Below are 20110 nucleotides of genomic sequence, written 5' to 3' on the forward strand. Positions count from 1 at the left end.
CTTGCTCAAAAAGTTAAGGAGGGGAAAACATTGAAACAAGCAGTTTGGTTTCCAACAGAAGAGTACAAGGGAAAAACACGTTTATATGGTTGGATGAAATCATTGGGATATGAAGACTATGAAACTTTTTATAATAAATCTATTGAGGAAACAGCTTGGTTTTGGGGAGAGGCAGAAAAAGCAGTGGGCTATCAATGGATGAAACCTTATACAGAAGTGTTAGATTTAGAAAATGGTACACCGTTTGCACAGTGGTATAATGGCGGAACATGTAACGTTGTAGAATCAGCTTTATCCCGCTGGCTTGCGGATGAAGAGACGAGAATACAGCCAGCACTTCAGTACGAAGGGGAAAATGGAACTTCAAAATCATTTACATATGAAGAGCTTGACAACTGGGTAAGCCGTGTTGCAAATGGTTTGAAACACGCGGGTATTGAGAAAGGTGACCGTGTAACAATTTATATGCCAATGATTCCAGAAACAGTTGTTGCGATGCTAGCTGTAATGAAAATCGGAGCAATTATTTCACCAATATTCTCAGGCTTTGCGTCTGATGCAGTTATGACACGTGTGCAAGCGGCAGGTTCAAAAATGATTATTACCGCAGATGGATTTTCACGCCGAGGTAAAATTGTTTCTTTAAAAGATGAAGTAGATAAAGCTTGTGAACATTGCCCAACTGTTGAAAAAGTTGTTATCGTTCGTCATGCAGGAAATGATTTTACACCACATAACTATGACTTTTCGTGGAGTACGCTAGAAAAAGAAAAACCATTCATACATGCAGAGGAAATGCAAAGTGATGATCCATTAATGCTCATTTATACATCAGGAACGACTGGTAAGCCGAAAGGAACAGTACACACGCATGCAGGATTTCCTTTGAAAGCAGCTTTTGATGCAGGATTTGGAATGAATATTAAACAAGGTGATCGTGTATTATGGGTAACTGATATGGGCTGGATGATGGGGCCGTTTCTATTATTCGGTTCACTCATTAATGGAGCAACGATGGTTATGTACGAAGGTGTTCCAGACTTCCCAGAAGCAGACCGGTTATGGGAGACAGTTGATAAATATGAGATTACTCATTTAGGTATTTCGCCAACGTTAATCCGAGCATTAATGGCAAAAGGTGATGAGTATGTCAATAAACATTCTTTAAAGAGTTTGGAAGTATTCGCATCAACAGGAGAACCTTGGAATCCTAATCCATGGATGTGGCTGTTTGAAACAGTTGGAAAAGGAAATGTCCCAATCTGTAACTACTCAGGTGGAACTGAAATCTCTGGTGGGATTTTCGGTAATGTTCTTATTAAGCCAATAGCACCGATTAGTTTTAACGCATCTTTACCAGGAATGGCAGCTGTCGTACTGGATGATCAAGGTAAACCAATTCGAGATGAAGTCGGAGAATTATGCTTAGAGAAACCTTGGGTAGGTATGACGAAAAGCTTCTGGGAAGATGATGAACGTTACGTAAACACATATTGGTCGCGTTTTGAAAATAAATGGGTCCACGGTGACTGGGTCATTTACGATGGTGAACAATATATTATCACAGGGCGTTCAGACGATACGTTAAATATTGCAGGTAAACGTATTGGACCTGCTGAATATGAATCTATTCTTGTGAAACATAACGATGTAATTGAAGCTGCTGCAATTGGTGTACCTGACGAAGTAAAAGGTGAAGTTTGTCATTGTTTTGTAGTATTAAGAGATCATGTAACATTCACAGAAGAGTTAAAGAAAGAATTAATGAGTTTAGTAAACTCTCATATTGGAAAAGCGTTGTGTCCTAAAGACATCCACGTTGTAGAAGATTTACCGAAAACACGTAACTCTAAAGTAATGCGCCGTGTTATTAAAGCAGCTTACTTAGGAAAAGAATTAGGTGATTTGTCTTCACTTGTAAATCCTGAAGTAGTTCCGTTTATTCAGGGGTTACAGTCTAGTAAATTATAAAATTAGAAAGGAGCTCTATATAAATAGAGCTCCTTTTTTATGTTTATAAAAAGAAAAAAGTGAATTTGATGAAGAAGAAAAATTTTACTATTAGTGTTAAGTATGTTTTTTAGTTTTAATCAAAATACGATATTATGGAATGTCTATTCAATGGAGAAATACTATTTTACAACAACAAGGTGATGACAAAGCGTGACTGCTTATATGTCTGTTTAAACCTTTACGTGTTCATATATAAAAAGCTGACTATACTCAGTCAGCTTTTTATATATTACATTCTAGTATTTATCTCGCTATTTGTCAGGCAGTAATGCCCCCACCTAAAAATTCAGCGAAAGCAAGGAAGTAGGTGAGGGATCAACTTTCCGGAAAAGTCTGATTGGTTCCAAAAGACATATTCTTTCCTTTAAGTTGACATTAAAAATATTACCAATTTTTTCTTTTACAATGGCAACAAATAAAGAAACATTTACAACGACACTTATTTCGTTTAGAACTCCAATCATCATCACGATGACACTTTTCTTTAGATTTCCACCAATCATCATTACAATGTTTTTCCTGAGAACTCCAATCGTCATCACAATGACACTTTTCTTTAGATTTCCACCAATCATCATTACAATGCTTTTTCTGAGAACTCCAGCAATCATTTTTCCAGGACATTCATTTCTACCTCCTTTCAATAGTGTTCATATTATTCTATGTTTTAATAAAAAAATGGCTTGTTTATTAACCTACTATTTTATTTTTATATGATAGAGTGTTTTCTACTCGGTATAGAGTTCATACAAACTATGCTAATTTTTAAGAGATAGTGGAGGGAACTACTACTAGTTATGGTATTTTTCAATAAACATTTGTTGAAGAAAATGTTCTGATTACAAATAATATCTTATTTTCGAGTACGTTTTTTAAAATGTATATTTTACGATAACAAAGGAAAAATCCATGAATAAAGTCTATGTATATATGAGTTAATGGGAAAATCTAGTGTGTTTTTAAGAGGCGTCTTATTTAAAAGAAAAAAGATTTATTTTAAAAAGTGGTGTCTAAACATTAAATGAAGTAGGACTAAACTCACCTGCCCTAATTAAACAAGCTTTTAATTAGGGCAGGTCTGTTTTTATAATGAATAATGAAAAGAAAGTTTGGTACAATTGTTTGTTTTTTTCTTTTTATGTGTTTGCCTCGTACCCTTTTAAGCTAATGGACATACTTTACTAATAGAAAGGATTAGGAGGTGAGGTATTGGGTTCTCGATTTAATAATTGTAAAAAGAAATGTACATGTAAACAAGATGATTGTTGGGAAGTATTCGAAGAGTGTAAAAAAGAACAGCATGAGAAATGTGATAATTCTTGTGTACAAGGAATTAGAGATGAACTTAAGAAATTAATTAATCGAACAGTTCAAATTAATACAGAGGGACGTACTTATGTAGGTACTGTCTCGTCTGTAAGTTGTGATGTAGTTAGGCTTGCGGCTATTCCTGGATCGGTTGCAGTAATTATTTCCATTTGCAAAATTGAAGCAATTTTCCCACCTGTTACAACGGTTACTGCTGACTTTGATTTTAATGGTATTGATGTAGCAAACAAAGCATAATTATGTTGCTTTTTTGTAAAGCCATTCACATGAATGGCTTTATTTTAATTTCATATAAAAGGAGAATATATTCTTTATATAGAAATAAGTTTGAGGTTATAAAGCATGATGTACGAAAGGAGCAAGGAAGTGATTAAACTAGAAACCTTTAAAAAATCTGATTTTAAACAATTAATAAATTGGATTAATTCCGAAGAATTTCTAATACAATGGTCAGGTAATGCCTTCACATTTCCTTTAGACGAACAGCAATTAGAGAAGTATATAGAAAGTGCAAATACATTCGCTTTCAAAGTGGTAGATGAAGAGACTTCAGACGTTATTGGTCATATTTCGCTTGGGCAAATAGATAATATTAACAAGTCCGCTAGAATTGGAAAAGTATTAGTTGGTAATACGAAGATGAGAGGACGTTCTATAGGAAAACATATGATGAAAGAAGTACTTCATATTGCTTTTGACAAATTAAAACTACATAGAGTAACTCTTGGTGTTTATGATTTTAATACGTCGGCTATTTCATGTTACGAAAAAATAGGATTTGTAAAAGAAGGATTATTAAGAGAGTCGAAAAAAGTAGGGGAAACGTATTGGAATTTATGGGAAATGAGTATGTTAGAATATGAATGGAAGAAGTAGTAACAATAGTGATTTATAATTATATTATGTTAACAAAAGGGGGTTGGTGGATATAGTGGATAATAAAACAAAAATTATTTCAGTTGCAGCTGTTTCAGGGGAGAGCTAGTATATTAAAACTGAGAAAGAAACCATTTTTGAAAAAGGCCCACCTGCATTGTTTCTGAGGAATAAGAGGACGAGCCCTAATTAAACGAAACTGAATGAATCTGTAAAAATTGTAACTAAAGTATGCATCAACAAGGTATTGAAAGGGATGAATAGTAAACTTTACAGATTATTCCATATATAACAAAACTGGTTAGCTTCTGATTTAAGCGCTACTAAATAATTATTATTAATAGAGTTATTCGTATACATTCTGTTCTTTTGGATGTTAAGTACCGTATAATTCACATCGTTTCGTTCATTTGAAAATGTTGATTCATTTAATAGTGTAAGTGTCGAGTTAATGTTGTATTTATCAATTCGCTCTTTTTTTCCTTTAAAAAACAGTTTGATAAGATGTGGCTCATTATTAATGAATAAGCCAAGTTCAGGCGATGAACGGACGATTAAATCATCTGATTTCCAATATGATTTACCTGGATCAAACCAAGAGATTTCTTTATTTTTAATGAATTTTTTGTATTGCTTTATGACATCAATGTAGTTTTGTTTTTTTTTCTGATCAACCGTTTGTACTAATGTTTCAAAACATTCAAAAGGTAGTTTGTTTTGATGAAATTTAATAACAGTTTCTCGTAATTGTTTCCAGTAATCAAAAGCTGGTTGATATTCAGGTTGGGATTTTAGATTTTTTATAAAGGTTGTTTTAGCTGTACTACCTTTCAGTGTGAAGTCTAAAAATTGTGTAAGCCCTACTTTAATTTCTGTCATATTACATCACCCTTCCAAACATTATTCATTTAATAATAGACGAAAAACCCTACACTTTTAAAGAAATGAGCTAGATGCTAGAAAACCTAATGTCCATGCACAATAGATACGGGAAAGCCAATCCGTAAGTATAAATGATGGACCATCCAATTGAAGATAAATTAGATAATGGTTACCAGGTGATAGGTTATTAATATAATCGGATAGTGAGGCGAGTTTAAAAGATAACAATATAGATTATTTAGCTTGGATTTGAGAAAAAAGTGCATGGGAATAAAGAGGGATATAGGGAAATGAGCCCTCATCAAAAAATATAAGTTGGTATCAGTATACCGTAGAGAATGAGTGTATAGAACATACAAGTAAAAGTATTGGCTAGCACACTTAAAATAAGCCGTATAAAGAGTTAATCATTGTGTGCTTTGATTATATAATGTCGCGAAATAAATAGTGTGAAGGACAGCTATCTTAGCAAGTGTTTCATGTAACGTTCATATACTTTAATTTTTTATAATTAATTAAATTTGAATTTTGTTTGTTGTTAAGAAAAGGTGAGAAGAAAATAAAAAAAGAGGGCTAATGCCCTCTTTTTCTTTTAATTTGGTAATTAATCACAGATTGGTATCCCAAGCACTCTTAGAGCTAATGCTACTTGAAGGGAAATCTCTAATCTAGCAATTTCAATACCAGCTACTGAAAGAACTAAAAAAGGTTGTCCGTTTACAAATACAACGCAACTATCCATAGTTAAGCCTCCTTTCTAGTAATCTACTATAGTATATGAATGGAACTTTAAAATGTAATAGTTCAATTGTTGGATTTAATAGAATTAATAGATTAACCCATTTAAACTAAACAAACGAATACAACGAAAGGAAGCAGAGATGGATGTATGCCTCAAAAAACATAGGTTTTAAGACATGTAATGGGATATGAAATTCATCATATTGGTCAGCTATCTATATGGGCGAGGGAGTTAAACTAGCAATTTGTTTCAGCAAATTTGATTGGACGAGGATGATAGAATTAAAAACCGACTTGCATCTCAAACGCAAGTCGGTTTTTATATATAAGAAGATTTCTTAATTGAAATCTTCGGATTTTTTTTGACGTATATGTAAAAACATTAAAATTGTAATTATAAAGAAAACCAATAATGTTTGTATGATCAAATTTTTAAACTGAAGCAAAACTGCCCAAGATGTAACAGCATCTTTAAACGCTTGGAGTGCAGAGCACGAGGAAGGATCAAAACCATACTGTAGTAACTTTTTTGTTTCAATAAATGAAATGTTTTCTTCATCTGCATCTAATATTACTGAAATTAGTCTAGTGTCTCCTAGTTTTGCTGTACTGACAAAACTATAATTACCGTTAGTTGAAAAACTAGTTTGTAAGCCATCAACACCTTGAAGTTTAATGTTTTCATTAAGGGAATATATCATTTTATTCGTATTGAAAACCTGGGAATCTTTGAAGGTAAATTGGTAAGAGGTTAGTTTCGTAATATTCAATACATCTGGAAAATCTTTTACTAATCGTGCTGCTAGTTTAGCTGCATCTATTGCTGTTGTAGTTGATTGTTTATTTGTATCATTATTAATTCCAGTAGAGTTTAGAAATGGAGATGGTTGTAATAACTTTAGTTCTTTTGCTTTTTTATTCATTAATATTGTAAAGTTATCTTCATTTCCAGCAATGTGTTCTGCTAGAGCGAGTGCAGAACGATTATTCCCTGCCAGTAGCAATGCATGAAGTAAATCACGAACCGTTGTTTTATCATTCGATGTTACTTGTATAGGGCTTGTTTCTACTCGGGAAACTTCGTTACTTATTTGTACGAAGTCATCTAACTGTATTTTTCTATCATTTAGTTGCTCCAATACGATATATTCTGTCATTAATTTAGATAAAGCAGCTGATTGTACTGGAGTTTCTTCATTTTTTTTATAAACAATTTCACCTGAATTAGCATTTATTAAAATAGCTGATTTAGCTTGAATAATGGGACCATTTACATAAAGATAAAAATATAAAACGATAAGTGCAGTAATAAAAAAAGATAATAATAAAATAGCGAATTTCTTTAAGAATTGCATAAGCGATCCTCCTATTATGACATCAATACTAGTATTGTAAAAAGGAATGCTTAATTAGGAAGAAAGAAAAGGTAAAGAATTTCTAAAGAATTATAAAGGATTATTAAATTTTGGGTGTTAATGGAAAAAGTTCAATTTCTTGTATGATAAGAAATTGAACTTTTTATTTATAATATTAACATTTGTATGGGAGTAGTTTTACAGTGAATGTTGTTTTTTCATCATCACTATATACTTCAATTGTTCCTTTATGCAATTCGACTATACTTTTTGCAATAGCTAATCCAAGTCCAGATCCACCAGTGTTTGTAGAGCGAGATTTCTCAACGCGATAAAAACGTTCAAAAATATGAGGTAAATCCGTACTAGGAATAGGTTGTCCGTAATTTGTTATATCAATTGTAATCATATTATTGCTTTCATAAGCAGTAAGGTCAATATAGCGACCTTCGCTTCCATAAGCGATAGCGTTTATAATAAGATTTTCAAACACACGCACTAATTTTTCACCATCAGCTAATACCATGAGCTTTTGAGATGGGAAAGAAGGTCGACATTCTATATTTGCTTCTTGAAATTGTATACGGAATTGAACAGTTAATTGCCCAAGTAACTCTACTATGTCAATAGGGACAGAATACAAGCTTAACTCTTTATTTTGAACACGTGTATATTCGAACAAGTCATTCATTAATGCATTAAGACGAGTTACTTTATCGTAAATGACTTGAATATAGTATCGCAATTCTACTTCATCTCTATAATTATCATGATGGATTAAATTTACGTATCCAACTATAGAAGTAAGGGGAGTGCGTAAGTCATGTGATACATTTGTAATAAGTTCACTTTTTGCTTGTTCCGCTTGTCTTTCTTCATCAATGGAGACTTTTAATTGTTCAACAATTTCATTGACCCCGATTGCTAATTCTTCTAGATAATTATGATTTACAATAGAAACTTTATGATTGAAGTTTCCATTTGCAATATAACGAATTTCTTCTATCATTTTTTTAATACAAGTTTCATAATAAAGTTTTTTCTCGTGAAGATAAAAAATGTAAAGATAGGATGAAAAAATAGAAAATAAAAACAAATAAGATACAATCATCATCCATAACGATTCTTTAATCCCTTTATACTTTTCATAACCAAAAATTCGAATGAATTCTTTACCAAGTTCAGTTAGAGTAAGTGAACTCTCAATTACACTCGTAACGAGGCGATAAATAATTAACTCAGTAATAGGCGTGAGTGTGATAGCTAATAAGAGCCAAAAAATAAGTTTCCATTTAGGGATATCTTTTAATATATCAAATGCTTCATTTCTCAATTTTATAGCCAACTCCCCAAACAGTGTGAATAAATTTTTCTCCATTTATTACTGTTTCAAGTTTATCCCGTAAGTTGCTAATATGAACCATTACAGTCTTATTTGAACCGTAACCATCTTCATTCCAAACGCGTTCAAAAATTTCTTCTGAACTAAATACTCTTCCTGTATTACTTGCAAGTAAATATAAAATATCGAACTCAATAGAGGTTAATTTAATATACTCTCCATTTACTTTAACAGTATGATTATGTTTGTGTATTTCAACAGAGCGAATACGAATAATACCATCTTCATTCTTTTGCGAAGTAGCGTTTTGGAAAGAGGATCTTCGTAATAAAGCTTTCACTCTTGCTACTAATTCTAATGGATTGAATGGCTTGATCATATAATCATCGGCACCTGTCATAAGACCTAATATTTTATCCATATCTTCTGCTTTTGCACTAAGCATTAGAATTGGTACAGTATTATTTTCACGCACTTCCTGACAAACTTCTAATCCGTTTCGCTTTGGCATCATAATATCCAAAATCATAAGGTCAACTTCATATGTAGAAACCTTTTGCAATGCTTCATCGCCATCATAAGCTTTATAAATGTTATAGCCTTCATTTCGCAAATAAACAGCAAGTAATTCAACAATTTCTTTATCATCATCAATAATTAATATGTTTTTATTCATTGTGTAGTTCCTTTCCTTACAAATCATCAACACTACTATAATATCAAACATTTATGTACTTGTAGTGACGATTCTGTATAAAATTTCATGTAACGTATTAAAAAGGAGTAAAAAGATTAATAACGAATATAAAATAACGAGGATATTTATATTCTATATTATACTGAAAGTTAGTTGTGAGGGGGATTTGTTATGCTGTATGACGATATATATTCATTTACTGCAACGGGAAAAATAGAAAATGATATTCAAGTTTTTTTACTAAAATATAATAAAGAGTTTACATATAAACATTCAATTTGTGTGGCAAATGTGGCAAAAAAGATTGCAGAAAAGTTTCACGTAGATAAAGAAAAAGCAGCAATTGCAGGATATTTACATGATATTAGTGGCATTTTTCCGAACGAGGAGCGGATTGCAGTTGCTGAAGAATTTGGGATAGAAATAGTGGAAGCAGAAAGAAAGTTTCCTATGATCATTCATCAAAAACTATCGAGAGTAATCGCAAAAGAAATATTTAAAGTAGAAGATGAAGAGATTTTAAATGCAATTTGTTGCCACACAACGTTGCGTAAACATGCAACGAAGATGGATTTAGTATTATTTGTTGCAGATAAAATAGAATGGGATCAAAAAGGGACACCACCATATTTAATAGAAATAAAAAAAGGATTGGGAAAATCTTTGGAAAAAGCAGCTTTTGTATATATTTCATATTTGTGGGAAAGGAAAGATATATTGAAAGTTATACATCCATGGCTAGAAGAAGCATATTGGGATTTAAAAGGAATTGTACAGTAGAAAGGACAAGGAAATGCAATTAAAAGAATATATGAATCAAACATTTCCAGGAGTTACATTAGTACCCTATTTATATTCTTAATGGGAAAATCATTTACATTTTGATTTTGGAAAAGATAAATATCAAATTGTAGAAGGAACCGACAATTTAAATACGGAATACTTTTCTCAACTATATACATATAATAAATTCTTATTTGAAGACATATTTTCAAAAGAAGATGTAGTGTTTGTAGTGACAAATGTTTATAGATTTAAAAAGGAAAATATAAAAACTCCACAGAAAATAAATGTATACAATAAATATATTAAGAAAAGAGATTTAAGATTTCATATAAGATAGAAACGTTACCGTTTTTATTTGAAGATGAAGAAGCAGATTTATATTGTACATATCATTTTTCTTTACAATGCCTTGCGGAACATATTAAATATGAATCGCTTATACAAGTTGTTAATCATGAGGATTTCTTTGATCTATATCCTCGATTTGGACGAAAAAAAAGAAATTTCTTATCCAGATGTATTTCTCATAAATGCAACGAAAGATATTGTCATGTTTATGTATGATGATAGAGGATGTGAAGTAATTGCGAAGAATAAAGAAATAATACGAGATTTATATAAGAAATACAAAGAATGGATTCCAGATTATGAACGAGAAAGTATAGATAACTTATTTAAATGACAATAGGGGAAGTGAAGCGTGTAATGAAACGTATTGCAATTGTATCTGCATGGGAACCAGAACTGACGTATTTGCATCAACATTATCCAAGTGAACGTGTTGAAAAAAGAGCTGCTTGGGAATTTCATTTTCATACTATTAATGAGCTGGAAATTATATCAGTTGTTACTGGTGTTGGTAAAGTAAGCTGCGCTAGTTGTGTACAATTGTTAATTAGTGAGTTTCAGCCAGATGAGTTGTTTATGACAGGAATATGCGGAAGTTTATCAAACAAAGTGAAAAACGGTCATATTGTAGTCGCACTAAACGCAATACAACATGATGTTACTGCTGCTGGTTCAGGGGAAGATGTTTTTAATTTATATAACGGTAGAACAGCACCTATTGAAACAACAAAATCACTTGTAAGAAGAATAAAAAAAATACGATCGTATGATCCGATCCATTTCGGTACATTTTTATCAGGAGATCAACGTATTCGTAGTTCGGAAATGAGATATTTACTCCATACCGTATATGGAGCATTAGCAGTTGATCAAGAATTAGCAGCTTTCGCCTATGTATGCCAAATAAATAAAAAACCATTTCTCTGTTTAAAAGCTGCTTCAGATCAAGCAAATGATAAAACGAAAGAAGAACAAAAAATCTTTAAAATGCTAGCATGTGAAAGAGCATGTGAGCATTTAATTGCTTTTTTACGTGTTTATGAGATTAATGTAGTAAATAATAGATAGTTTGTTATAAAACAAATTAAGAGTGAGTTATATGTAGGGAAATGTCCGTTCATTTCAAATAAAGAGCTGAAATTTATAATAGATGGAATATATTATATGGGTACATGTTTAGTTTAATACAAGCAATTGGAGGGCAATTTTATATGATTCAATATAAAAGGTGTAGTGATGTAAATATTGATTTAGTATATGTCGATAATGACTTAAAAGGCTCTCTATGCGTAAATGAACGAGGTAAAATTAGTTTTATTTTCGTAGACAAAGGTTATAGAAATATTGGTGTTGGGATGAAATTATTACAAGTAGCAAGAGAAGAATTAAATTTATCAAGTTTATCAATTGGGTTTCCTAACAATAATTTATTGGAGGGTTTTTTAAAGAAATGTGGATTTGAAAAGAATTCTTTAGCGCAATATGAAATGTATTTATTACTCTAAGAGCGGAAAGATTTATTCTTTTCGTTTTTTATTTAGCCGTTATGTTGGTAAATGCTCCGCAATTATAATTTGTAATGAGAGGGATTTTGTTTATCCTTAAGTTATTTTTTTAATTGTCAATTTTATGCTAATAATTTTCTTTGTATAATATTCTAATTTTATGTAGAATAGATACGATGGGAGGGGATGAAATGAATAATGGATTAAAGTTTAAGATTTTTGAATTGCATTGTCTCGTTCAAAAGACTTATTCTGATATTAAAATAGCATGTGATATTGCTATTTATCAAGAAAACACTTCTAAATATTTAATTTCATTAGGATTTTTAAATAAATCATATATGACTTATATAGAAGCAAAAAGATTCTATCGTGAAAATGAAGAACTTGTAAGTGTAGAATTTGATAATTTCTTTGATATGTATGATAAATTAGAAAATGAATTAAAACAAGTTATTTCAACTGAAGATAAAAATCCTTCATTGCTACATAGCAGACTTGATCAGTTTCAGCAGAAAGTTGAAAATATAAATGACCTAATAAAAGTATTGCAAAATGCTCGTTAATGAATGCTTTTTTCTTTTTTGTATAGAAATTATGTATTAAAAACATTTTAGGGATATTACATATTGAAGAGGTGGCTTTTGTAGATTACAAAAGTCATCTTTTTATGTTAGGAATAGATTGTATACATTTTAGCAGTTTCATATAAATAATAGAAATTTATACGAGGTAAATATCATGGGAAATAAAAAAGAAATAGCTATAGTTGCATTAACAACAGGATTCGTTTTAACAAGTGTAACACCATATGGAGTAGGTCATGCAGAGGAACCTGGTCAAATGCAAGTTGAAATTCAAGAGGATTCGTTCCGTACAGGTGATCTTACACAACCATCAAAAAAGGCGCCAGAGAATGTAGTGAAAGATGCACTTAAGGAAAATACAGAGCATGCTTTGTCTCCAAAACAAGTTAGTGCAGAAACAGGAGTAGATTACAAGGTTCTTCAAAAACGTGGTTCTTATGATGGAACTACACTTGTGCGCATGCAACAAATATATGAAGGAAAAGAAGTGTATGGCCACCAGTTGACTGCTCACGTAGATAAAAAAGGTATTATTAAAAGCATTTCAGGAGCTAGCGCACAAAATTTAACACAAGAAGATTTAAAGAAACCTATTAATTTATCAAAAGAAGAAGCGAAACAATATATTTATAAAAAGTACGGAAACGACATTAAATTTATTTCTGAACCAGAAGTTAAGGCGGTTATTTTTGTTGATGAAAATCATGGGCAGGCTAGCAATGCATATCAAGTTACATTTGCTGCTACAACACCAAATTATGTATCTGGAACTTATTTAGTGAATGCTCATAATGGCGATATGTTAAAAGATATGGTACAAGAATCAAGTTTGAAAATAAGTGAAGAGTATGTTGAATCCGTTAAGGAAAATAAAACTAGCAATTTCACATCATTAACTGGAACAGGAAAAGATGATTTAGGCGTAACTCGTACATTTGGTATTTCTAAACAGACCAGTGGGAATTATGCGCTTGCTGATTACACAAGAGGGCAAGGAATTGAGACATATGATGTAAATTATAGAGATATTACAAATGAAGAAAGTTATTATCCTGGCATACTAGCAACTAGCGCTTCAACAACATTTAATGATCCAAAGGCGGTAAGCGCTCATTTCTTAGCAACAAAGGTATATGATTTTTATAAAGAAAAATATAAGCGTAATAGTTTTGATAATAAAGGAAAAAAAGTAGTTTCAGTGGTACATGCATGGGATTCTGGAGGAACAAATGATCCTGAAAATTGGGAGAATGCATTTAGTACTAATATTAATAACATTAGTATGCTTTTATATGGAGATCCTATGGTAAAAGCGTTCGATATAGCCGGTCATGAATTTACACATGCAGTTACATCAAGTGAATCTAACCTTGAATTTTCAGGAGAATCTGGGGCAATTAACGAGGCATTATCGGATATTATGGGAACGGCTATAGAGAAATACATAAATAATGGGGAATTTAACTGGACAATAGGAGAACAAACTGGATCGACTTTTCGTAATATGAAAAATCCAACTGCAATTAATTTTTCAGAAGGACTACCGTATCCCGATGATTATAGTAAATATAATGATTTAAATGGAGAGGATTATGGAGGCGTTCATTTTAACTCAAGTATTATTAATAAAGTTGCGTATTTAATTGCACAAGGCGGTACTCATAACGGTGTAAATATAAATGGTATTGGTGAAGATAAAATGTTTGATATTTTCTATTATGCAAATACTGATGAATTGAACATGACTTCTAATTTCTCTGAATTGAAATTGGCATGCCTTAAAGTTGCAACTAATAAATATGGAACGAACTCAATTGAAGTTCAAGCAGTCCAAAATGCTTTTGATGCGGCAAAAATTCCAGGAACAGTGAAAGAAAACGAAAAAACAGCAGAAAATCAAGCTCCAGAGTTAACTGTGCCGTTTACCATTACACTACGTGTAGGTGATACGTTTGATCCAATGAGAAATGTAAAAGCTGTTGATAAAGAAGATGGTGATTTAACAAATAAAGTAAAGCATAAAGGCGATGTAGATACTTCAAAACCAGGTACATACATTGTGGAATACTTGGTTGTTGATTCCCAAGGGAGAACTACAACGGCTAGACAGACTGTAATTGTAGAGGGAAATGGAGAAATATTAGATTTAGAACCTAAATTAACAGTGCCTGTTGGAGCGACAATGCATGTAGGAGATTCATTCGATCCAATGATAAAAGTAAAAGCTATTGATAAAGAAGACGGCGATCTTACTTCTAAAGTAAAAGTTGATGGTGGAGTAGATACATCTAAAGTCGGTACTTACGTATTAACGTACACGGTTACAGATTCTAAAGGTCATGAAGTAACGGCGAAACAAACTGTAACGGTTAAAGTTAGAGAAGAAGTTACAAATGAAAAACCAATACTAAAAGTACCTGCTACAACTTCAATTACTGAGGGTGATCAATTTGATCCGTTGGTAGGGGTATCAGCTACTGATAAAGAGGACGGTGACCTTACTTCTAAAGTAGCGTATGAAGGAACTATAGATACAACTAAAGCTGGTACTTATGAAATAATATATAGTGTCAAAGATTCCATGGGTAATGACGTAAATACAAAACAAAAAGTATTAGTGAAAGATAAAGAAACTAGCAAAGCTAATGGCCTTGCTAATAAGGCAAATAAGAGTAATATCTCAAACAACAGTAATAGCGATAAAAAAGAGTATACATATAAGGAGCTTCCAAAGACGGGTGTAAGTACAAATAACAGTGCAGCAATCGGCATATTGATGATTATTACAGGCACAGTACTCACTTTTGTTCGCAAATTTAGAAAGATACAAAAATAATAGTAGGGATTATTCGTTTGAAGAAAAGAGTTCATTATTCAGAAGAAATAAAGTAGAAAGTAAGTAAAACAAAATATGGATTTTTTACTTAATAAGATTTTAGTAGTTAAGCGGTGCATTTGGCTTCTATAAAAATTTGTAGTTGGATCATGTTCTGTCTACAAAACTACATTACATAAAAAACACGTTACTATTCTCATTAAAATAAAAGAATAGTAACGTGTTTTTTGGTTTGGAAAAAGCATAAATCCTATAGTTCATGAATCTGGGAGTGCTTCTAATCTGCCATTGATGAGTTACTGAAAACATTTTGTTTTAATGGAAGTTTCACTCTAAATGACAACATGAGATTTTCGATATTTACCAGGTGTTTCATTGGTGAATTTTTTGAAAATTTTAGTGAAATAACTTTGATCGCTAAAATTAAGCGAAGCGCATATGTCTGATAAGGGATAGGTGGTGAAAGTTAATAATTTCTTTGCTTCTTCGACTCGTTCACGTTGAATGTACTCAATTAATGAAATACCGACCTCTTTTTTAAATAATATAGATAAATAATCTGAATTCACATTTGCAAATTTAGCAAGTTGTTTAACAGATATTGGATTGTAAATATTTTTAAAAATATAGTTTTTGCAAATAGCAATAGTCTGTGAATGTTGCTGTGTTTTTTGTGCCTTTACACGGTCTGCAAAGGTGCAAAAAGCATTTTTTAATAAATCCCAAACAGATTCTTTGTCTTTTAAATCTTCTGTTCTTTGAATATGTAAATCATAAATTTTGTAAGCAATCCCAGATGGAAGTCCCCCTTTTATCGCATATCTAGTAGCGAGCGTGATGAATGAAATACAAATGTTTTTATGACGTCTTAATTGATGGAATGAAGATAAAGATGAAAGAGTCTCTTGTTGGAATTCGTAATAATATTTGAGTACGGTTTCTTTATCGCCGTTTTCTATAGATCTAAGTAGTTGCTGCTCTATATATAAATTATGATAAATGGATTCGTCTTTTTGCATTGAAATATATACATCTTCGTTTAAGATTCTGCTATGACTTATATGAACTGAGTCACTGTTATTTGAAAAGGTGCTTACATCTGAATTTTTTTTATAGAGAATGTTATAAAACAATATTGCTATATTTACAAAGAAATTTTGATCTTTCACTGACAATGAAAAATAACGGTCTCTTGTTCTTTTATAATTCGGAATAAAATTAAGGTTACTATCCACTTTACTTGTAGAAAAATTTACATGTGCCATGGGCCCAATAATAATAGTACCGTTCACCATATAATCACTCTTTATGTGAATTAAAATGAAGTGCCCTAGATGTTCGTGAGTTCTGAAGATGGGAGAATTATATGTATCATTTCTTTGAAAAAGCATATGTAACTGTTCTATTTTTGATGTATACAACGAATGTGAAGCATTTTTTGATTTAAATTTTAAAAGAATATTGTTGTTACAATCTAAAAAACAAACTGGAATTTCGAAAGATTGGAAAAACATATTGCAAATGTACTCTATCTCAACTAGACTGAGCTTTTTAGTCATATTCTTCCTCCTTACAGTTATGCGTGATAGTTGAATAATTATATATTCCTTTTTTCATAAGTAGAAACGGAAAATCTTTATCAATAAAAAATATAAATAAAAGTTATAAACTTCTAAGAATAATACCATAATTTAACATGAATAGCACATATTATTTGAATATACAGGTAATAGTTTTGGACAGTAGCGTAAAATATGAATCGTCACACTTATTTGTTGGTTATTACTTATATGTATCAAAAAAGGATTAAGATTGGATTTTAAATAGGGATAGGAAGGGAGAAATGAATGGATTGACAGTAAGTGATTAGTCGAAATTAGCAGTGAAAGCTATTATGTAACAATGTAATAAGTCTTGAAGTAGAGATATGAGGGTAATTCAGGGGAGAAAATTACATATATCATGCAGAGAGACAACGTAATAATAGAAGATAAGAAAAGTGAATAAGTGATTGTAAACAATGGATTGTTGGACGACTATGTTTTATGTTATTGGTTTAAATCTGATACTTGGCACACTATTGCTTGTAAGAAGGTAATAGTAATAAAGAAATTTTTAAAATGATAGAAGTAGTAAAGGGGATAAGAGAAATGAAAAAAATATTTAGTGTGCTTTTAGTGTTATTCTTAACATTTTCTACATGGTCTAGTGTATTAGTAAAGGCAGACTCACCATCTAAAGGTACTTTAACGATTCATAAGTATGAACAAGAAAAAGATGGAGCGCAGGGACTAGAAGGTAATGGTTCTGCAAATCAAGAGGTGCCAAAAGATGTGAAACCATTAAAAGGTGTAACGTTTGAAGTGAAAAGGGTTGCTTCTTTTGAAAAAATTTCAAACGATGGGAAAATCGTAAAAGAAGACGTGAAACCTGTAATGGGAGCCACTCCAAATCAAGTAGTAACAGATGATAACGGACAAGCTGTATTAAAAGATCTTCCGCTAGGACGTTATGAGGTGAAAGAAGTGGCAGGACCTCCACATGTTAATCTAAACCCCAATACGTATACAGTGGATATCCCATTAACGAATAAAGAGGGTAAGGTGCTAAACTATGATGTTCACATGTATCCCAAAAATGAGATTAAACGTGGTGCAGTGGATTTAGTAAAAACTGGTGTAAATGAAAAAGTATTAGCAGGTGCAGTATTCTCTTTATTTAAAAAAGATGGTACAGAAGTGAAAAAAGAGTTAGTAACAGATGCTAATGGTCATATTCGCGTGCAAGGATTGGAGTATGGTGAATACTATTTCCAAGAAACAAAAGCTCCGAAGGGCTACGTAATAGATCCAACTAAACGTGAGTTTTTTGTTAAGAATTCCGGAACAATTAATGAAGATGGAACTATTACTTCTGGTACAGTAGTTAAATTAGAAGTGAAAAACTATGAAGAAGCAACTATTGATAAAAAGATTAACGCAAAATTGGAAGCGTTACCAATAAATCCGCTAACTAATTATAATTATGATATTAAAACATTAATTCCTGAAGACATTAAGGAATACAAAAAATATGTGGTAACAGATACTTTGGACAATCGTTTAGTGATTCAAGGAAAGCCAATCGTGAAAATTGATGGAGCAGAAGTAAATGCAAACTTTGTTGAGCTAGCTATAGAAGGTCAAAAAGTAACAGCTACAGTAAAAGATTTCACAAAATTAGATGGTAAAAAAGAATTTCATTTGCAAATTAAATCCCAAGTAAAAGAAGGGGTACCATCTGGTTCGGAAATTTTAAATACAGCAAAAATTGATTTTACAAATAAAAATGATGTAATGGGAGAAAAGGAGTCTAAACCTGTAGTTGTTGTTCCAACAACTGGAATAATTGAGTTAACAAAAATTGATGGTGCTAATAAGAATAAATTAAAAGGTGCAGAGTTTGTACTTAAAGATCATAATGGAAAAATAGTTGTCGTAGCAGGAAAAGAAGTAACAGGTGTATCTGATGAGCATGGTGTTATTAAATGGTCTAACATTCCATATGGAGATTATCAAATTTTTGAAACGAAAGCACCGACATATACAAAAGAAGATGGTACAAAAGCTTCTTATCAATTATTAAAAGACCCTATTGATGTAAAGATTAGCGAAAATAATCAAACGGTTAAATTAACGATAGAAAATAATAAAAGTGGATGGATTCTTCCGGTAACGGGTGGTATAGGAACGACTCTTTTTACTGTAATAGGCCTTACTTTAATGCTTACAGCGGCACTTGTTTTCTTTAGAAAAAAATTTGCTAGAAATTAAGATTTTAGGAACATGTAACTATATGAAAAGGGGAGAAGCAAAATGCTTTCCTCTTTTCGATATTTAAGCATATACAGAGGTGGAAATATGAAACGAAATCTTGTTTTGGGGGGTATTTTTTTATTTGGATTAGGTATTTTTTTATATCCTACTATTAGTAATTGGTTGGCGACCCGTGCACATTATTCTGAGATTAGCTCTTACGATAAGAAGATTAAAGCGCTACAAAAGAAAGAAGTCGAACGTAGGGAAAAAGAAGCAGCCGAATATAATAAACAAGTTCAAACTTCCATGAAAACATTTACAGATCCATTTTCTGAAAAAAAAAGTAATCATCAAGCGTATGCTGATGCGTTAAATTTAGGAGATGTAATGGGGTATATTGAAATATCGAAAATTAATATAAAACTGCCAATCTATCAAGGGACCTCTGAGGAAGTATTGAGCCGCGGGATAGGTCATTTAGATTTTTCTTCGCTCCCGGTAGGTGGAGAAAATACCCACACTATTTTAACAGGGCATCGTGGTTTACCATCAGCAAAATTATTTACAGATTTAGATAAGTTGAGTGAAGGAGATCTTTTTTTTATTCATTCTTTAGACAAAGTTCTTGCTTATAAAGTAAATCAAATTAAAGTAGTGTCACCACATGAAACGGACGATCTACAAATTGTAGAAAATAAAGATTATACAACTTTAATTACGTGTACGCCTTATGGAGTAAACACCAATAGATTGCTAGTTCGAGGTGAGCGTGTGGAGTTAAACGAGAAAGAAAAACAAAAAGTGAGTACAGAGATATTTATATTTAATAAGTGGACTGTAATAGTTACAATCCTATTGTTATGTGTGCTTCTAGTCGTAATTTATAAGAAAAAGTTAACTCGATAGAATGTATTTATCCTGCATTAATGGGAAGTGGGACCGGAAATTCAAAGATAAGTAAAGACGGTATATAGGGGATGAAGTAAATCATCATTAATAAAAATTCATTTTATTCG

At 31.7% G+C, this 20110-nt stretch carries 16 protein-coding genes and 2 pseudogenes; 11 read left to right on the forward strand and 7 right to left on the reverse strand.

Features of this window, described 5'->3' with window-relative positions; translation table 11 throughout:
• Positions 1-30 precede the first annotated feature (30 nt).
• Positions 31-1971, forward strand: coding sequence for an AMP-binding protein (locus tag AC0OM3_RS25300; RefSeq protein WP_000806507.1), 1941 nt, complete (start codon positions 31-33; stop codon positions 1969-1971).
• A 320-nt stretch (positions 1972-2291) separates the two neighbouring features.
• On the opposite strand, the gene AC0OM3_RS25305 is transcribed toward AC0OM3_RS25300, so the two are convergent.
• Entirely contained in the window at positions 2292-2624 is a 333-nt protein-coding gene (locus AC0OM3_RS25305; RefSeq protein ID WP_474213186.1) for a hypothetical protein, read from the reverse strand.
• Positions 2625-3222: 598 nt separating this feature from the next.
• Here AC0OM3_RS25305 and AC0OM3_RS25310 point away from each other — a divergent pair.
• Entirely contained in the window at positions 3223-3579 is a 357-nt protein-coding gene (locus tag AC0OM3_RS25310; RefSeq protein WP_000535575.1) for a hypothetical protein, read from the forward strand.
• A gap of 105 nt (positions 3580-3684) precedes the next feature.
• Complete coding sequence (locus AC0OM3_RS25315; RefSeq protein WP_000990085.1) at positions 3685-4218, forward strand: GNAT family N-acetyltransferase; 534 nt, start codon at positions 3685-3687, stop codon at positions 4216-4218.
• Positions 4219-4488: 270 nt separating this feature from the next.
• On the opposite strand, the gene AC0OM3_RS25320 is transcribed toward AC0OM3_RS25315, so the two are convergent.
• From AC0OM3_RS25320 to AC0OM3_RS25340, 5 genes are all read right to left on the reverse strand, one after another.
• Positions 4489-5097, reverse strand: coding sequence for a hypothetical protein (locus AC0OM3_RS25320; RefSeq protein ID WP_000136051.1), 609 nt, complete (start codon positions 5095-5097; stop codon positions 4489-4491).
• 607 nt (positions 5098-5704) lie between these two features.
• On the reverse strand, positions 5705-5842 hold the full coding sequence (locus AC0OM3_RS25325; protein WP_000376554.1) for a DUF3956 domain-containing protein: 138 nt from the start codon (positions 5840-5842) through the stop codon (positions 5705-5707).
• A 337-nt stretch (positions 5843-6179) separates the two neighbouring features.
• Positions 6180-7196, reverse strand: a complete 1017-nt coding sequence (locus AC0OM3_RS25330; protein ID WP_474213187.1) for a D-alanyl-D-alanine carboxypeptidase family protein — start codon at positions 7194-7196, stop codon at positions 6180-6182.
• Between the two features lie 175 nt (positions 7197-7371).
• Entirely contained in the window at positions 7372-8529 is a 1158-nt protein-coding gene (locus AC0OM3_RS25335) for a sensor histidine kinase (protein WP_001243304.1), read from the reverse strand.
• Positions 8519-9214, reverse strand: a complete 696-nt coding sequence (locus tag AC0OM3_RS25340; RefSeq protein WP_001038807.1) for a response regulator transcription factor — start codon at positions 9212-9214, stop codon at positions 8519-8521. The genes AC0OM3_RS25335 and AC0OM3_RS25340 overlap by 11 nt, the downstream gene beginning before the upstream one ends.
• A gap of 192 nt (positions 9215-9406) precedes the next feature.
• On the opposite strand from AC0OM3_RS25340, the gene yqeK reads away from it, so the two are divergent.
• The 6 genes and pseudogenes from yqeK (at position 9407) to AC0OM3_RS25370 (ending at position 15297) form a co-directional block, all read left to right on the forward strand.
• Positions 9407-10015 carry a bis(5'-nucleosyl)-tetraphosphatase (symmetrical) YqeK gene (yqeK, locus tag AC0OM3_RS25345; RefSeq protein ID WP_000964995.1) on the forward strand — a complete coding sequence of 203 codons (609 nt, stop codon included), beginning with the start codon at positions 9407-9409 and terminating at the stop codon, positions 10013-10015.
• A gap of 13 nt (positions 10016-10028) precedes the next feature.
• Positions 10029-10703, forward strand: a pseudogene (locus AC0OM3_RS25350) (DUF3885 domain-containing protein).
• Positions 10700-11437, forward strand: a complete 738-nt coding sequence (locus tag AC0OM3_RS25355; protein WP_002164028.1) for a phosphorylase family protein — start codon at positions 10700-10702, stop codon at positions 11435-11437. Before AC0OM3_RS25350 ends, AC0OM3_RS25355 begins: the two are co-directional and overlap by 4 nt.
• Before the next feature lie 188 nt (positions 11438-11625).
• Positions 11626-11874: pseudogene (locus AC0OM3_RS25360) on the forward strand (GNAT family N-acetyltransferase); the annotation flags it as partial.
• 191 nt (positions 11875-12065) lie between these two features.
• Positions 12066-12440: a hypothetical protein gene (locus AC0OM3_RS25365; protein WP_001059022.1), complete on the forward strand. Its 375-nt coding sequence runs from the start codon at positions 12066-12068 to the stop codon at positions 12438-12440.
• A gap of 175 nt (positions 12441-12615) precedes the next feature.
• Positions 12616-15297, forward strand: a complete 2682-nt coding sequence (locus AC0OM3_RS25370; protein ID WP_046946278.1) for a M4 family metallopeptidase — start codon at positions 12616-12618, stop codon at positions 15295-15297.
• A 332-nt stretch (positions 15298-15629) separates the two neighbouring features.
• Here the strand turns inward: AC0OM3_RS25370 and AC0OM3_RS25375 are convergent, their stop codons facing one another.
• Positions 15630-16856, reverse strand: coding sequence for an AraC family transcriptional regulator (locus AC0OM3_RS25375; RefSeq protein ID WP_474213188.1), 1227 nt, complete (start codon positions 16854-16856; stop codon positions 15630-15632).
• A 591-nt stretch (positions 16857-17447) separates the two neighbouring features.
• Here AC0OM3_RS25375 and AC0OM3_RS25380 point away from each other — a divergent pair.
• Entirely contained in the window at positions 17448-19109 is a 1662-nt protein-coding gene (locus AC0OM3_RS25380; protein WP_000719310.1) for an LPXTG cell wall anchor domain-containing protein, read from the forward strand.
• An 87-nt stretch (positions 19110-19196) separates the two neighbouring features.
• Positions 19197-20000 (forward strand): class C sortase, encoded by an 804-nt coding sequence (locus tag AC0OM3_RS25385; RefSeq protein ID WP_074593703.1) that lies wholly within the window; start codon positions 19197-19199, stop codon positions 19998-20000.
• The last annotated feature ends 110 nt before the right edge of the window (positions 20001-20110 follow it).

The organism is Bacillus sp. FAU20, assembly GCF_056033865.1.

Excerpts from the sequence above, each read along its gene's own strand:
- AC0OM3_RS25305 (WP_474213186.1), bottom strand. The coding sequence starts at position 2,624 with ATGATTGCTGGAGTTCTCAGAAAAAGCATTGTAATGATGATTGGTGGA.
- AC0OM3_RS25315 (WP_000990085.1), top strand. The coding sequence starts at position 3,685 with ATGATGTACGAAAGGAGCAAGGAAGTGATTAAACTAGAAACCTTTAAA.
- AC0OM3_RS25320 (WP_000136051.1), bottom strand. The coding sequence starts at position 5,097 with ATGACAGAAATTAAAGTAGGGCTTACACAATTTTTAGACTTCACACTG.
- AC0OM3_RS25325 (WP_000376554.1), bottom strand. The coding sequence starts at position 5,842 with ATGGATAGTTGCGTTGTATTTGTAAACGGACAACCTTTTTTAGTTCTT.
- AC0OM3_RS25330 (WP_474213187.1), bottom strand. The coding sequence starts at position 7,196 with ATGCAATTCTTAAAGAAATTCGCTATTTTATTATTATCTTTTTTTATT.
- AC0OM3_RS25340 (WP_001038807.1), bottom strand. The coding sequence starts at position 9,214 with ATGAATAAAAACATATTAATTATTGATGATGATAAAGAAATTGTTGAA.
- yqeK (WP_000964995.1), top strand. The coding sequence starts at position 9,407 with ATGCTGTATGACGATATATATTCATTTACTGCAACGGGAAAAATAGAA.
- AC0OM3_RS25355 (WP_002164028.1), top strand. The coding sequence starts at position 10,700 with ATGACAATAGGGGAAGTGAAGCGTGTAATGAAACGTATTGCAATTGTA.
- AC0OM3_RS25365 (WP_001059022.1), top strand. The coding sequence starts at position 12,066 with ATGAATAATGGATTAAAGTTTAAGATTTTTGAATTGCATTGTCTCGTT.
- AC0OM3_RS25370 (WP_046946278.1), top strand. The coding sequence starts at position 12,616 with ATGGGAAATAAAAAAGAAATAGCTATAGTTGCATTAACAACAGGATTC.
- AC0OM3_RS25375 (WP_474213188.1), bottom strand. The coding sequence starts at position 16,856 with ATGACTAAAAAGCTCAGTCTAGTTGAGATAGAGTACATTTGCAATATG.
- AC0OM3_RS25380 (WP_000719310.1), top strand. The coding sequence starts at position 17,448 with ATGAAAAAAATATTTAGTGTGCTTTTAGTGTTATTCTTAACATTTTCT.
- AC0OM3_RS25385 (WP_074593703.1), top strand. The coding sequence starts at position 19,197 with ATGAAACGAAATCTTGTTTTGGGGGGTATTTTTTTATTTGGATTAGGT.